Origin of the sequence: Kitasatospora sp. NPDC002551 (assembly GCF_040296005.1) — a bacterium.
Taxonomy (GTDB): domain Bacteria; phylum Actinomycetota; class Actinomycetes; order Streptomycetales; family Streptomycetaceae; genus Kitasatospora.
In genome coordinates this window covers 1-13719 of record NZ_JBEOWI010000101.1, presented here as the reverse complement: position 1 = coordinate 13719, position 13719 = coordinate 1, and the positions used below count along the sequence as shown (strand labels likewise).

At 68.8% G+C, this 13719-nt stretch carries 14 protein-coding genes; 4 read left to right on the top strand and 10 right to left on the bottom strand.

The window, feature by feature from the left end; all coding sequences use genetic code 11:
* From ABT093_RS39315 to ABT093_RS39295, 5 genes are all read right to left on the bottom strand, one after another.
* Nucleotides 1–1233, bottom strand: a 1233-nt coding sequence (locus tag ABT093_RS39315) for an ATP-binding protein (protein ID WP_350572299.1), incomplete at its 3' end; no start/stop codon positions are given.
* The gene (locus ABT093_RS39310) at nt 1233–1766 is read right to left on the bottom strand and encodes a hypothetical protein (protein WP_350572298.1); all 534 of its coding nucleotides are present in this window, start codon (nt 1764–1766) and stop codon (nt 1233–1235) included. The genes ABT093_RS39310 and ABT093_RS39315, both read right to left, overlap by 1 nt.
* Nucleotides 1763–3601 (bottom strand): glycoside hydrolase family 15 protein, encoded by a 1839-nt coding sequence (locus ABT093_RS39305; RefSeq protein ID WP_502884424.1) that lies wholly within the window; start codon nt 3599–3601, stop codon nt 1763–1765. The genes ABT093_RS39310 and ABT093_RS39305 overlap by 4 nt, the downstream gene beginning before the upstream one ends.
* A gap of 168 nt (nt 3602–3769) precedes the next feature.
* Nucleotides 3770–4357, bottom strand: coding sequence for a hypothetical protein (locus ABT093_RS39300; protein WP_350572296.1), 588 nt, complete (start codon nt 4355–4357; stop codon nt 3770–3772).
* Between the two features lie 80 nt (nt 4358–4437).
* On the bottom strand, nt 4438–4641 hold the full coding sequence (locus ABT093_RS39295; protein WP_350572295.1) for a DUF5999 family protein: 204 nt from the start codon (nt 4639–4641) through the stop codon (nt 4438–4440).
* A 736-nt stretch (nt 4642–5377) separates the two neighbouring features.
* Here ABT093_RS39295 and ABT093_RS39290 point away from each other — a divergent pair.
* Together ABT093_RS39290 and ABT093_RS39285 are read left to right on the top strand one after the other, a co-directional pair.
* On the top strand, nt 5378–5776 hold the full coding sequence (locus ABT093_RS39290) for an ATP-binding protein (RefSeq protein WP_350572294.1): 399 nt from the start codon (nt 5378–5380) through the stop codon (nt 5774–5776).
* Nucleotides 5776–6846 (top strand): aldo/keto reductase, encoded by a 1071-nt coding sequence (locus ABT093_RS39285; protein WP_350572293.1) that lies wholly within the window; start codon nt 5776–5778, stop codon nt 6844–6846. Before ABT093_RS39290 ends, ABT093_RS39285 begins: the two co-directional genes overlap by 1 nt.
* A 73-nt stretch (nt 6847–6919) precedes the next feature.
* Here the strand turns inward: ABT093_RS39285 and ABT093_RS39280 are convergent, their stop codons facing one another.
* The 5 genes from ABT093_RS39280 to ABT093_RS39260 form a co-directional block, all read right to left on the bottom strand.
* On the bottom strand, nt 6920–7663 hold the full coding sequence (locus ABT093_RS39280) for a 2'-5' RNA ligase family protein (protein ID WP_350572292.1): 744 nt from the start codon (nt 7661–7663) through the stop codon (nt 6920–6922).
* An 18-nt stretch (nt 7664–7681) separates the two neighbouring features.
* Nucleotides 7682–9031, bottom strand: coding sequence for an NsdA family TPR-like regulatory protein (locus tag ABT093_RS39275; protein WP_350572291.1), 1350 nt, complete (start codon nt 9029–9031; stop codon nt 7682–7684).
* Between the two features lie 79 nt (nt 9032–9110).
* The gene (locus ABT093_RS39270; protein ID WP_350572290.1) at nt 9111–9575 is read right to left on the bottom strand and encodes a PPC domain-containing DNA-binding protein; all 465 of its coding nucleotides are present in this window, start codon (nt 9573–9575) and stop codon (nt 9111–9113) included.
* Between the two features lie 26 nt (nt 9576–9601).
* A complete protein-coding gene (locus tag ABT093_RS39265; protein ID WP_350572289.1) occupies nt 9602–10603 on the bottom strand; it encodes an asparaginase in 1002 nt (333 codons plus the stop codon).
* A gap of 57 nt (nt 10604–10660) precedes the next feature.
* Nucleotides 10661–12160 carry a transcriptional regulator, XRE family protein gene (locus tag ABT093_RS39260; RefSeq protein ID WP_350572288.1) on the bottom strand — a complete coding sequence of 500 codons (1500 nt, stop codon included), beginning with the start codon at nt 12158–12160 and terminating at the stop codon, nt 10661–10663.
* 201 nt (nt 12161–12361) lie between these two features.
* On the opposite strand from ABT093_RS39260, the gene ABT093_RS39255 reads away from it, so the two are divergent.
* Nucleotides 12362–13267, top strand: a complete 906-nt coding sequence (locus tag ABT093_RS39255; RefSeq protein ID WP_350572287.1) for a helix-turn-helix domain-containing protein — start codon at nt 12362–12364, stop codon at nt 13265–13267.
* On the top strand, nt 13264–13575 hold the full coding sequence (locus ABT093_RS39250; protein ID WP_350572286.1) for a DUF397 domain-containing protein: 312 nt from the start codon (nt 13264–13266) through the stop codon (nt 13573–13575). Before ABT093_RS39255 ends, ABT093_RS39250 begins: the two co-directional genes overlap by 4 nt.
* The last annotated feature ends 144 nt before the right edge of the window (nt 13576–13719 follow it).

The following is a 13719-nucleotide window of genomic DNA, read 5'->3' as shown; positions in this document are numbered from 1 at the left end:
GGCGTGCTCGTCACCGGCGGGCTGCCGCGGTGCGAGGGCCGCGCCGCGCCGGCGGACGGTCAGGCCAGTGGACGTGGTCTGCGGCGCGGGCACCGCTGGCGCGGGCTGCATGCTGGCCGTCGGCTCTTCGGGGACATGGGTGAGCAGGTGGCTGGGGAAGAAGATCTGGACGCTCGTGCCCCGGTAGGAGTTGGGGGCCTCCAGGTCCACGCTGAAGCCGTACTCGCGGGCCAGGACCGCGGCCACCGCGAACCCGGTGCGCGGGTGCGCCCCGAGCTGGGTGACCGGCGCGGCCTTCTCACCGTTCAGTCTCTGGCGGGCGGCCATCACGGCCTCGCGGTTCATCTGCAGGCCGGCGTCGTCGATCCGGACCGTCAGGCCGTGGTGCCCGTTGAGCAGGCGCACGTCTACGGAGGCCGACGAGGGCGAGTACTTCAGCGCGTTGTCGAGGAGCACCGCAATCGTGTGGACGGCCGGCCCGACTGCCCGGCTGGTCAGGGCGACATCGGATTCCTCGTGCTTGATCCGCTCGAACCCCTCCAGGTGGCCCATCGCCGCCTGGACCACGTCGGTGACGGTGGTGGCCGGCCAGCGCCTCGACAGCTTTCCCCCGCCGAGAATCACGTAGTTCTGCGCCACCAGCAGCAGCTGCTGGACGAGACGGTCGATGGTGACGAGCGTCTCGTACGCCTCCCCGCCCGCGTGCCGGCGCACCCCCTCGCTGATCTGCCGGCTCACCTTCGATGCGATCACCACCAAGGACGCGGCGAAGCTGCGCACCGCCGCCTGGGCGGCCTCCTCGGCAGCCCGCTGGGCTTCGGCGGCCGCTGCGTCGGCGTCCTGCTTGACCTGGGACACCTGAACACCGGTGGCGGTCTCCGCGTCGTACTGCACCTGCCGCATCGCCGCGGCCACCGAATCCACGACGGCACGCACCCGGTCGGCGATCACGGTGCCCGTCAGGGCGTCCGGCAGCGTGAAGTCGACGCCTTGTCCGGCGCCGGGCCGGACGACGGCCTCCTGGATCGCAGGCACCACCTCGTCGGCCACCTGCCCGAGGATCAGCTCGGCGGCCCGCAACTGCCGGGTCAGGTTCTCGGCATGCCGCTGCAACCTGTCGGACCGTCGGCGCTCCGCCCGCAGGGTCCCCCGCAAGTGCCAGACCGCGCCTCCGCCCGCCAGGGCCAGCGCCGACGGCACGGCAACCGCTGCGGCTTCTATCAGAGTGCTCATCAGATCCCCACGGGCGTGCGGTCGTCTCGGGCAGGTACGAAGTACGGAGGGCGGGTCGCGGGCGGCGGACACAGGGCGGCCATCAGCAGGAACGGCGCGCTGAAGACCCGTCCCTGCGCGTTGCCGAAGCGGGCCCAGCGCAGGTCGTCGCCCGGTCCGCCCGCGCGCGGCGGGACCTCGAGGAGGCCCTCGTCACGGTGTTCGGCCGGCCAGCTCCACTGCATGCCGTAGCCGGAGCCGGGCGGGAGGATGAGGACCCACTCGTCGGTGAGCGCACGGGCCACGGCAGCGCCCACCGGATGAGGCCGGAACCCCTCGAAACGGCTGATGACTTCCAGCGCGGTGCGACTGGGCATCGTCAGGGTGTCGAAGTGCTCCCCGATCACCGCGGCGAAGGGCTCGTCCGCCACCCTCAGGGGGAACAGGTCGCCGATGGTGATCTCCTGCGGGCCGGGGCAGGCCCCGTACGAGGGCGACACCGCCCCGGGGCCGGCAGCCGCGAACCCCGCCGGGCGGAGGGAGGCCGCCCTCATCGCCCGGCCCCCGCTCCGACCAGCTCCCGGTCACACCGCGCGGCCTCCAAGGCCAGCTCGGACTGGATGATCGCCACGTGCGAGAAGCCCTGCGGGAAGTTCCCCAGCTGTCGCTCGTTGACGGGATCCCACTCCTCGGCGAGCAGGCCGAGGTCGTTGCGGGCCCGCAGCAGTCCGTCCTGGAGGATCTCGGCCTCGTCGACGCGCCCGATGAGAGCGAGAGCGGTGACCAGCCACCCCGAGCAGATGAGGAAGGCGCCCTCGTCACCGGGCAGGCCGTCGACACCCGGCGCCGCGCCTTCGGTGCGGTAGCGCAGCAGGAACCCGCCCTTGATGGACAGCTCCTGCTGGATCGCCTCGATCGTGCCGATGAGCCGCTTGTCGTCCGGGGCGAGGAAGCCGGTGATGGCCAGCTGCAGCAGGGAGGCGTCCAGCGCCGACGACCCGTACGACTGCGTGAAGGTGTTCCGCTGCTCGTCGTACCCGTCGCGGCAGACCTGCTCGTGGATCGTGTCCCGGATCTCCCGCCACCGCTCCACCGGACCCTGACAGGCCCCGGAGTCGACGAGACGCACAGCCCGGTCGAAGCCGACCCAGGCCATCACCTTGGAGTGGACGAACTGCCGGCGCGGGCCGCGGACCTCCCACACCCCCTCGTCCGGCTCCTCCCAGCACGTCTCCAGGCAGCCCACCAGGTCCGTGATCAGCGGCGCGACAACCGCCGTCAGGCTCGGGTCACGCTGCTGCGCCGCGTACAGGGTGTTGATGACCTCGCCGTAGATGTCCAGCTGCAGCTGCTTGACGGCGCCGTTCCCGATCCGGACCGGAGCCGAGTTCTCAAAGCCCGGCAGCCAGTCGAGCACAGTCTCGGGCAGGTCGCGCTCGCCGCCGACCCCGTACATGACCTGCAAGTTCTCGGGGTGGCCCCCGATGACCACCCGGAGCCAGGCGATCCAGTCCTTGGCCTCCTGCACGAAGCCGCACGCCAGGAGCATCTCCAGGATGAGGGCGGAATCGCGCAGCCAGCAGAAGGTGTAGTCCCAGTTCCGCACGCCGCCGATCTCTTCGGGCAGCGACGTCGTCGGCGCAGCCACGATGGCGCCGGTCAGCGCGTAGGTGAGGGCCTTGAGCGTGATGAGGGACCGCTCGACGACTCCCCGGTGGGGCCCGGTGTAGGTGGACTGGGAGATCCAGTCCCTCCAGAAGTCCGCGGTCGCCTTCATCAGCCCGGTCGCGTCCGGCAGCGGCGGCGGGGCATCGTGGCCCTGCTCCCAGGACAGGGTGAAGGAGACGCGCTCGTCCGCGGAGACGGTGAATTCCGACGACAGGTCACCGTCGGCCTCACGAGTGGGGGCGGAGGTGTCGAGCCAGAGCCGGCCGTCACCGAGGTCGGCGCTCGCGCGGCTGCCGTCGACCTCGATCCGCGGCACGCGGATTCCATACCCGGGGCGCGCCCGCATCAGGGATCGCATCGGCACCCTGCCGCTGACGCCGCGCACGATGCGGACCAGTTGCGGCGCCCCACCGGTGGTCGGCATGAAGTCGAGAACCTGGACCGTGCCGGTCGGGGTGATCCAAGTGGACTCCAGGATCAGCGTGCCGTCGAGGTAGCGCCGCCGGTCCGCAGCTGCGGGCGCGGCACCGTCCGCACCAGCCGGGCCGATGCGCCACAGCCCGTGCGTCTCGGTCCCGAGCAGGCTCGTGAAGTGGGCAGGGGAGTCGAAGCGGGGCAGGCCCATCCAGTCGATGGCGCCGTCCCGGTCGACCAAGGCGGCCGTCCGCATGTTCCCGATGAAGCCGTGGTCCTCGATCCGTCCCACTTGCCGGGGCCGCACCAGTGCGTTCCTGGGGGTCGGGATCAGCGCACCGGTAACCGCTGCCCCGAGAGGCAGGGATTGGTGCGGAGACATGAGGCGGCTTTCCATGGTGTCCGATCTCTACGGGCCCGGAAGAGACCGGGCGGTTGCGGGTGGGCACGGCGTACGAGCGCTTCGCCGCGTTCTTCAGGAGCGGAGGAAGGGGGCCGGGGCCTCCGCCAGGCTCGACTTCGCCGCCAGGCCGAGGTCGTTCAGATCCACAGCGACGCAGCCCTGGAGCGACAGCACTTGACGGGACGCCAGCACCCAGCGAATAGCTGGATCGTCGTAGGCGACCTGAACGAGGTCCTCCCCAGGAACCGGCTGCAGGGAAGTGGGGTCGTAGAGGATTCCAGCCACGCCCCAGCACACCGGGCGTGCGACCCACGCAGCCACGTGCTCGCGAAGATGGGGGCAGTGTTTGACCGCGATGAACGCACACGGGGGGCAGACCGGGGCGGCGGTGGTCAGCTCCCCCTCACCCACCGGCCGGCCAACGTCCTTGAGCACGAACAGCTGCCGCTCCGGGTCCAGCTCCATGGTGTCCACGCCACAGACCTGACACAACATTCGGCTGACTGCGCGTCGCTGACGAAGCGCGTGGACGGTCGGGAACAACGCCCTGCCGGCCCCTCGGGCGATGGCCTGCCGGATCCACAGCACGCCATCCATGTCTCGGTCGTACTGGGTCTCGTCCGCATAGCCGATGCCCAGCCCTGTCCGGTGCAGAACCACGGTGGGCTCAGGGTACGTCTCCGCGCTCCACGCGGTTACGTATGGCACCGGGAGGCCCCCTTGAAGGAACGGGGTTCTGCTCATGCCGCAACGCTCGGCGTGGTGGCGGTCAGTCGGCGCGGCTGGATGATCTTGCCGTCGGGGAGGATCTCACCGGTGTCGTCGAAGAGGAGGACGCCGTTGCACAGCTGGCTCCACCCCTGCTCGGGGTGGGCCGAGACCACGACGGCCGCCTCGCGGTCCGTTGCCTCGGCGGACGGGCAGGTGGGCTTGTGCTGACACATGGCGGTTCCTTGGGGGAAGCGGCGCTGGAGGGGCAGGGACAGGAGTGGCGACGAAGGGGACCGGCTGCCGCGGGGGAGTCCCTCGCCGCGGCAGCCGGGAGGCGTGGGCGCCATGCCCGTGTGCCTCGCTCCGGCCTTGCGGGGGCCACGATGCAGGGGCAGCACCGGCCAGCTCCCGATCGGGGCGCGGAGCCCGAGGGCAAGGCGCCAGCGCATGGCGTGCACGGGGGTCCAGTGCCGTGCGCTGACGCTCGCCCCGTACCTGGGGCGGGAGGCGTCGATGGCGCGAGAGGCGACAGCGGGGTGTCCCATCAACTACTCCCTTCAGTGGGGTGTCCGGCGAGCTGAGCCGGCTCGTTGCGACCGGGCGGGTCCGACCGAGGCATCGTTCCGGGGTCCCAGAACGGAGGGCTGTCGGCCTGACCCCACGGTGCCGTGGATTGCTGCGCACTGGTACGCCGAACCGTGGCCACTTCTTCGCCACTTCAGCCTCGCGATGACGCTGAGCTCTATCCGATTTGAACTATTTGCCCTCAGCGCTGGACGGGGCGGCGGAGGGGCATGGCGACGAAGTGGCCAAGAAGTGGCCACGGTTCGGCGTACCGACGCCAACGCAATTCCGCCACGGTTGAGGCAGGCCAATCCCGGCTACGCCGCAGGGCGTCTCGAGCCCGAGGAGACGAGAGTGCCCCCGACAACCGCTGAGCTGGTCCGTGACCGCAGTCTCGGAGACCTGTTGAAGCACCGCGACATCGTGCTTGAAGGGCGAGAGGCCCCACAGCGCACTGCTCGCGTCGAGCTTGCTGACATGCTGAGCACGGACGGATCCCGAGCTGATGACGCGATGGTGGTAGCCAGCGAGCTCATCGCCAACGCCATCCGGCATGCCGGCGGTGCGGTCTTGATGCGGATCGAGGTCTACGAATTCGGCTCAGCGCTCGGAGTCGTCGACCGTGCTCCTGACACCCGTGCTCTCCCCGCGAGCCCCTCCAACTCGTCGACCGAGTTCGCGGACCTGGCCACGAACGGACGAGGCCTGTTCCTCGTCCACACCCTCGCCAGTACCTGGACGGTCGAGCAGATCACGGACGGGAAGATCGTCATCGCCGTGCTAACAGGGGCAGGCTCTCGTTGATGAGTGCGTTCGACTCCACGAAACGTCACCTGGGACAGGGCCTCTACGCTCACCCGCTCGGCGTCAACTGCGGCGCCATCGGGGTAGCCGAAGGCCCTAAGCAGACCCAGGTCAGCGACGGGCGCGCTCTCGACGGCCTACGCCGCGCCGTCGAGCTCGGCGCCAACCTGCTGGACACAGCCGACTGCTACGGTGCCGGCCATGCCGAGCGCCTGCTGGGTCGGTTCCTGCGTGAGCACCCGGACGAGAAGCTGCTCACCAGCAGCAAGGTCGGGCACGTCCGCGGCTCAGCTCCACACGCTTACGCCGGCCGTCACATTCATCACCAGTTCCAGCAGACGCTCGAGAACCTCTACATCGAGGAACTCGACCTCTACACGCTCGACTCTTGGGACTTCGGCCCGCAGGACCGGTATCTGGGCGGCGCGATCGAGCAAATGCGCACCCTTCGTGAGGTGGGGGCCGTGAGAGCTATTGGGATGCGGGGCCCGTACGTCCCCTACGGCGCCACGCCGGCTGAACGTGACGCCTGCGCGGCCCGGTTCCTCTACCTCTTCCGGATGATCAAGCCGAACATCATCTGGACCCGCTTCAACGCGCTCACCCCGGTGATCACCCTGGAGGGCGAGGATCTGTTCGCCTTCACCGCCCGCCACGGAGTCGGTGTGATCCTCGCGGCCCCCTTGGCCCACGGCCTGCTCACAGGACGAGGCCCACGGAACACCACGCCATCCCCCGGCTCTGCCGTCCGGCCGGCGGGGGCCAGGACCCTCACTCCCGAGAAGGCCACGAGCGTCACGGCCGGGATGCAGCCGCTGCGAGTCCACTTCGGCAATGAGCCGGGGGCTCTGACCAGGTTGGCGTTGCTCTTCTGTTTGCAGAGGGCCGACCACTGCGCAGCTGTCGTCGGCTTCACCAGCACGGCTCAGCTGGAGGAGAACTTCGGCTGCCTGTCAGGCCCCGCTCTCACGGCTACCGAGCTTCAGGTGATCGACACGGCATTCGCCCAGATCCGGGCTGACATAGAACACCAGCCGCGGCGACGAGTGCCTCAGCCAGCCCGTACCTGAGCCCTCAAGAGAGGCTCAGACCGCCCGTGGCGGAGGGCCGGGACGACGCGGCCGGCCGTCGGTAAGCCGCTGATCACCTGCTCGGGGCGCTGGGCTGGGAAGGAACCTCGGGACGCAGGGGGACCGAGTGAACGGTCCGCCAGCGGTACGCCCTGTCCTGACGGCGTAGTTCCACCAGCTCAACCGTTGCCACGTCCAGGGCGACGGGCGGCAGTGAGCGGAGCTGCCCTACCGCGTGAATGACGGGCGCAGCCGGCCGGGTCCGGTTGTTGTAGGCGATCCCCAGATGCGGGCGGAAGGCGCTCGTCGGCCTGCCACCGGGAATGCCGACCCGTTCGCCAGCGTCGGCGAGGGCGGCGTGGAGGCGGATCACGGGGCGCCAGGGCGAGAGGCTGAACCGGACTGCGCCGCGTGAACCCGCTAGCGGATGGGCGAGGAGGCGAAACGCTTGAACGGGCAAGTCCTGCGCCACGGTGAGAAGCTGCTCGACCTGGTCCACGGACACCTGATCCGTACGGCCAACCCGCAGCATCGTCACATGCAGCCCGTCACTCGGGACCGGATCCATCCCCAGGTCGTACAGGGCCTTCTGACAGTGCCCTGCCAGGCCCAGGAGTTCGGACGCTCCGGAGAAGGTCAGCATCCAGTAGTACGTGCGCTGTCCGTCGGACCATCCCGGCCGATCCCAGTGATCACCCATGTGCTCGACGCTCTGGAAGGCGTGCCAGTCGTGTTCGACGATCGTGTCCGGATCGTCGAGATCGGCCGGCGGCTCACAGGGGAAGGCGCTCGGGTCGGTCGCCAGCTCGGGCGTCACAGGGCTCCTCGGCGTTCGTCAGGGGGTGATCTGGGCGTGCTGAACTTCGGCGAGCGGTCCTACCTGGGGCTGCGCCCGCCAGCTCCGGAGCTCATCGGCATAGTCCCCTACAACGGATTCGTCATGCCACCGCTCGGCGCCCACATACAGCTCCTTCGCCCTCTCCCAGACCGACTTGATAGGCCGGCCGATGCCGGCCCGCAGTGCTCTGCCGCCCAGGGCCATGGCGTGCTCGACTTCGGGGGAGTCCTGCTTCAGCAGTGCTGATGCCACGTCCAGGCCGACCAGGGCGCGGCTCCAGTCCGAGGGGGAGTGCGCCACCAGGTCCTCGATCTCCGCGGCGTGCGCGACGACCTCGGCCGTGTCACCGAGCGACAGGCGCGTGGTGATGGCGTTCGCGAGCGTTCGTGGCATGGAGTAGGGGTCGAAGCTGATGCACGAGGTCAGGCCGTCGGGGAGTGATAACTGCCGATCCGACAGGTCGATTGCCTGTCCGATGGCGGCTTCGGCTCTGCCACGGTCGCCGAGGCGCCCGAGTGCACGGGATCGGCCGTTGACGAGCAGCCGGATTGCCTGCGGGTTGTCCGGATCCAGGGCAATGCCGGCGGAGGCCGCATCGTCGGCTTCCGCGTACCGCTTCTGGTAGTACAGGCCCAGCGACCGGGTACCGGTCGCCCACATCTGCATCGAGACCTCGCCGATCTCACGGGCCAGCGACTCTGCCTCCGTGCAGTAGGCGTTGACCACCTCGAACCGCGCTCCGGCGTTGACAGCCATGTACCCCAGAAGCCCAGATGCCTGGGAAGCGAGCCGGAAGAGTTCCGCCCGTACGCGTGGGGGCTGCTGGCCGCCCAGGACTCCGTGGAGCATCTCCCGGATGACTCGGGCCTCGCCGGCCAGCTGGTGCGGTCCGAGCGCTTCGTAGCGGCTCACGATGCTGGCGATCGACTGGGTCACCATGATGAGGATGGGGTCATCGGCGTTGGAACTGGTCAGCTTGTGTGTCTGCGCGACAACTGCCAGCGGGTCGTCGAACTCGGGCGCCTGGGCGGGAGGAGCCGCCGCGCCGGAGGTGAAGTCGATGGGGGGGCGCAAGACGGGTTCAACCTGCTCGAACAGTCGCTCGGGCGACATGTTGAACATGTGTCGAAGGACGAGGTATGCGTCACGGCGGGGAGTGCCCTTGAACGTACCCTTGCGGCCCATCCACCGGTCGAAGGAACTGCGGGAGACATCCGCCCGCGCGAGACGGGGATCGTTCTCCCGTTCGGCCGCCCGTCTCGCTGCCTCGCTGAAGTGAATGCAGAACTTCTCGTACGAGTCCCAGTTTCTCTCCTGCACGAGGAGAGTGAAGCGTGTGGTGGCCATGCCTCCTCCTTCAAGGCTGGGTGCCGGATGAGCGGATCGCGCGGCGGCGAAGGTCTACCTGGACGCCGGCCGGGTGGGATTAGCCCTTCTGTCCGAAGGTGAGCAGGGGCACGTCGTAGAGGTCGGGATTGCGCGGGCGGGTCACCGCGGGTGAGGTCCATTCCTCGATCACGAGCTCGGTGACGAACTGGACGGTCGCGCCCAGGAGGTGGCTGGTCCGCCCGTCAGCGGCGTCTGCCTTGAGGCCGGCGGTGACATGGATGTGCGGCGCGACGCGGTCGTTCTCGGTGTCCCAGGCGAGAGTTCCGTTGCCGAGGACTTCCAGGGTCTTGACTTCGATCTCTTCCCAGAGCGGGCGCTCCGGGTGCTTGAGGGGCTCGCAGGTTCCTACCAGCCGGGCGTGGCTGAAGCCTCCGATGAACGTGACGTAGCCGGCGCGGATTCCGGTTTCGCGGCAGAAGACGGCCAGCGCCTCGAAGAAGTCCTCGCCGTGGTCGAGGGCGACGGCGAACTTTCGGCCGATGGTGATCTCGGTGGTGCGCATGGGAGTCCGATCGTGAGTCGTCAAGGTCAGCGGTGGGTGGCGAAGGCGGCCTGGATCGAGGCATGGTCTGCACCGGAGCGCAGGAGAGCGAGTAGCAGGAGCCGAGCCTTGCGCGGTTCCAATCGGCCGCCGTTGATCAGTCCCCGGCTGAGGAGGTCGGTCTCCGAGCCGGGACCGAAGTCGTAGGTGTGGGTGAGGACGCTTCCGGCGCCGGTGCGGGAAGTCAGGACGACGGGGACGCGTGCGGCGAGGTCGCCCAGCCGTTGCGCCCATGTCCGCGGGACGTGGCCGGCGCCGAAGGCCGCGACGACGAGCCCGTCGAGCCGGGCTGCAGCCTCGGTGAGGAGGAGGCCCTCGCTGCCGAGGGTGGCCTCGATCAGCTCGACGGAGGCAGGGCGCGCCACGGGCAGGTCGATATGCCCCTGGCGCGGCAGCGTGAAGTGGATCCGGGGTCGGCCTTCCACCAGATGCCCGACCGGTCCTGCGCCGGGTGAGGTGAAGGCGGACGTGCTGGTGCTGTGGGTCTTCTGTACGTGCCGGGCCGCGTGGAGCTCGTCCGAGAACGCGACGAGAACGCCCATACCACGGGCTTCGGGGCAGGCAGCAGTGCGCACGGCGGCGAGGACGTTGGCCGGCCCATCGGCGCCCGCCATCTGCGCATTGCGCATGGCGCCGGTGATGACGACCGGCGCGTCCTCGGTGTACAGCAGGTCCAGGAGGTAGGCCGTCTCCTCGAGGGTGTCAGTGCCCTGGGTGATTACGAACCCCGCAGTGTCCGAGGAGCGCTTGTTGAGCAGTTCAGCGACAGCGGCGATGTCCTCCACCTCGAGCCATGCCCCCGGGATCTTCCGGAAGTCCACCAGTTCCAGGGTGGCTTCCGAGGCGAGTTCAGGCACCGCAGCGGCGAGATCCTCGACGGTCAGCCGTGGTGCGACGCCCTGTCCCGTCGTATCGGCCGCCATGGCGATGGTGCCACCGAGCGAGAGCACCAGAACACGCGGGAGCGGAACCTGGGATTTGGGGTCCACGGCGATCGCCTTTCACAGAAGAGGATCAAGAACAGGTCAGGGTCAGCGTCGTGCCTCTCACCGGTCGGGGGCAAGGGATCCGAAGAAGTGGAACACCTCGTCCAAGGCCTCGACGCTGAGGTGCCGGCTCCTGGGCCGCACGATGCTCGCCATCCCGCACTCCCTCAGCTCGCGGCATCGTACGACCAGCCAAGTCCAGTCGATCTCCAGGTATCCGGCCAGAGCACGCAGCCGGGTCTGCGGGTCGGGCCCCCGCATCACGCTGTGCGCCTGTGCTTCGCCCGCTGCTTCGCGGTATCCCCGGAGAGCGGGGCGCTGTGTCACCGTGTCCACGGCCCAGATAGCGTCGGTTCGCGTCCAGTTGGCTACCACTGCCCGCTGCTCGGGAATCAGTGCGAACCCGTCCACCTCCGAGTACTCAGGGTCGGGAAGAACGTCGACGCGGATACCTTGCAGCTCCATCAGGGAGATCGCCAGGAGCAGCAGGATCCGCTCGTACCGGTCGCTCCGGCTGACCTCGCTCTCGGGGATGCAGAAGGCACGAGACATCGGTGCAGCACCCTCGGCGTAGCGAGATGACAAGGTCCTGAGGTAGTCGATCTTGTGCTGAAACCACAGCCACGCAGCAGCCTGTTCACCAGTCTGTTCGCGTGTCCAGAAGACCGGGGGCTCCGTCAGCCCATCGAGCCGGCGGATGATGTGCTGCGCACAGAAGCTCGACCCCAACCACTGCGTTCCAGCCGTGCTGAGGTCGGGCATCGCCATGCGGCTGGGAGCTGACCGCGGAAGGGCGAGGTAGGTGTCCAGGGCGTGTTGCTCCTGGGCCAGAGCGGAGTCGTCTGCAAGCAGTCCGTCGTCGAACTGGACGAGAGACCAGAGCAGACCGTAGGTGAGATCGTCCAGCACGTGCGCGGCCGGCAGCTCGATCGTGCTGCGCCCCGGGGCCGTGGCGCGGGCACGCCGGGCGTTCGCGGCGTCGATCACGAAGAGCTGGGGGGTGCTTTCCCGCTCGTCCACTCCGATGAGGAACCCGCGCCTGGCCGACCGCAGGAAGCGTTCGAGAGCGGCGGTGTTGGTGACGTCGATCTGAGCTACGGAGCCAGAACGCGTGGCAGGACGGAAGGCTACGGAGGAAGCCGTCCCGTCCAGCGCCTGCCTGCCCACCATCTCCCACGAACCAGGCAGCTCGCCCGAGGGCATGTACAGACGGCTTGTGGGCCAGTTGTCCGTGATCTTGAGAGAGGCGCTGAGGCCATCACGATCACGCGGCGAGGCCTGGAGGTGAACGGACTCCGGAGCGGGGCCGAAAAGATCCTCCGAGGGGACGCCGAAGAGCCGCTCCAGGATCAGGGCCGTGTCCGGGCGCGGTACGCCATGCCAGTCTCCCTTCGCCCACCGGTCGAAGCTGCGTCGCGGCACAGTAATTGTGGCCAGCCTGGGCGCTTTGACTTCCTCGGCGAGGTCGCGGGCCGCTTGTTCGAAGCGTAAGCAGAACGTGCTCCACCGGTCCCACCTGCGCTCCATGAGGAGGACGCGGAACAGGGTGGGGCGGGGCATCGACACAGCCCTCCTTGGACAACGGCAGGACAAGCACCGGCCACCCAGCCAGCCGGCATATTCCACCAGGCGCGACCGGGGGTGCACTCTTCGTGACCCTCGCTAGGATGCTCCCTCAGGTGAGCCGTTAGCAATATGGCCGAGCAAATTGCTCAACCATATTGCTTGTAGGCGGAGCTACGAGCCGTCAGACTGGCCACCATGCCAGACGCCAAGACGCCGTGGTCGTTGACCCTCAGTGAAGTCGGCGTGCGCCTTGAGGACTTGCGCGAGCGGCGCAATCTCACCCAAGGCGATGCCGCAGGCCACGAAGCGCTGCGCCGCCGAGGCATCAAGATCGACAACAGTGGACTGAGCCGACTGGAGCGAGGGCAGCGCCGCCGCGTCTCCCGCGACCTCGTCGAAGCCCTGCTTGAGGTCTACCAGGCCAACGCCACGGAAAGTGCTGAGATTTTGGCCCTTCTGGGAGCCGATACCACTCCCGCCGGTCGGCCACGCCCCGCGCTGTGGCGGCGCAATGCCCACTTGCTCGGCCCCATGCAGTTTGAGGGCTTCCTGAAGATGGAACGCCGGGCCACTGAGCTGTGGAACTACGAACGGGACGTCTGGCCTGGACTCCATCAGAACGAGGAGTACGCCTACCTCGTCATCACCCTGATGCGGCCCGATCTGCGTCGCTCCGAAGTCAAGGCCCTCGTCGATGTCCGCATGGACCGGCAGCAGCAGGTGCGAGAAGGCGCACTTGCGGAGCTGCGCGCCCTCGTGGACGAGCGTGCGCTCCACCTCCTCGCCGACGACCCGGCGGTGGTGCGACGGCAACTGGAGCGCATGATCCAGGAGTCTGAGGACCCCCGGAACACCGTCCGCATCCTGCCGGAGGCGATCGGGCTGCACCCGGGGTCCGCTGGCCCCTACGTCGTCATGGGCTTTCCCGAGGCGGCCCGTCGGGTCGTATGGGTGGAGACGATGGTCAGTTCGCTGTACTTCGACGGGGAAGAAGATGTGCAGCGCTACACAGCGGCTTTCACCACTCTGTGGGAGCGAGCGCTGGACCCCGACGAGACGCGCAGGCGTCTCAAGAAAAGGATCAAGGAGCTAGAACAGTGACAGAAACGCCGGACCCGTCCTCGTTCGACCTGGCGTCGGTCGAATGGACGGTGTCCAAGCGCAACGGCGGCGGCGGAAGCCGCAAGCCGGACCCCTCCTCGTTCGACCTGGCGTCGGTCGTATGGACGGTGTCCAAGTACAGCGGCGGCGGCGGGAACTGCGTTCGAGTCGCCGTCGTGGACGGGTACGTCCTGATCGGCGACTCGAACAACCCCGATCGCCTACCTTTGGTCTTCACCCCGGCTGAGGCCAAGGCGTGGCTGCTCGGCGCGAAGGACACGGACTTCGACTTCCTGCTCAACCTGTGATCCTGTTCTGAAGTACCGCGCGACGCACAAGCCGGCCCCCCGCCCGCAGGGGCCCGCCACCGCCGCCCGACCCCAGGAGCGGCGGGGCGCACCCACCTCCCGGCCGGACCCCACGGCGGTTTCCCCGGGGGTGGGCGCCCGGCA

Bases quoted from the DNA above. Each gene is read 5' to 3' on its own strand.
- ABT093_RS39310 (WP_350572298.1), bottom strand. From the start codon at position 1,766: ATGAGGGCGGCCTCCCTCCGCCCGGCGGGGTTCGCGGCTGCCGGCCCC.
- ABT093_RS39295 (WP_350572295.1), bottom strand. From the start codon at position 4,641: ATGTGTCAGCACAAGCCCACCTGCCCGTCCGCCGAGGCAACGGACCGC.
- ABT093_RS39285 (WP_350572293.1), top strand. From the start codon at position 5,776: ATGAGTGCGTTCGACTCCACGAAACGTCACCTGGGACAGGGCCTCTAC.
- ABT093_RS39275 (WP_350572291.1), bottom strand. From the start codon at position 9,031: ATGGCCACCACACGCTTCACTCTCCTCGTGCAGGAGAGAAACTGGGAC.
- ABT093_RS39270 (WP_350572290.1), bottom strand. From the start codon at position 9,575: ATGCGCACCACCGAGATCACCATCGGCCGAAAGTTCGCCGTCGCCCTC.
- ABT093_RS39260 (WP_350572288.1), bottom strand. From the start codon at position 12,160: ATGCCCCGCCCCACCCTGTTCCGCGTCCTCCTCATGGAGCGCAGGTGG.
- ABT093_RS39255 (WP_350572287.1), top strand. From the start codon at position 12,362: ATGCCAGACGCCAAGACGCCGTGGTCGTTGACCCTCAGTGAAGTCGGC.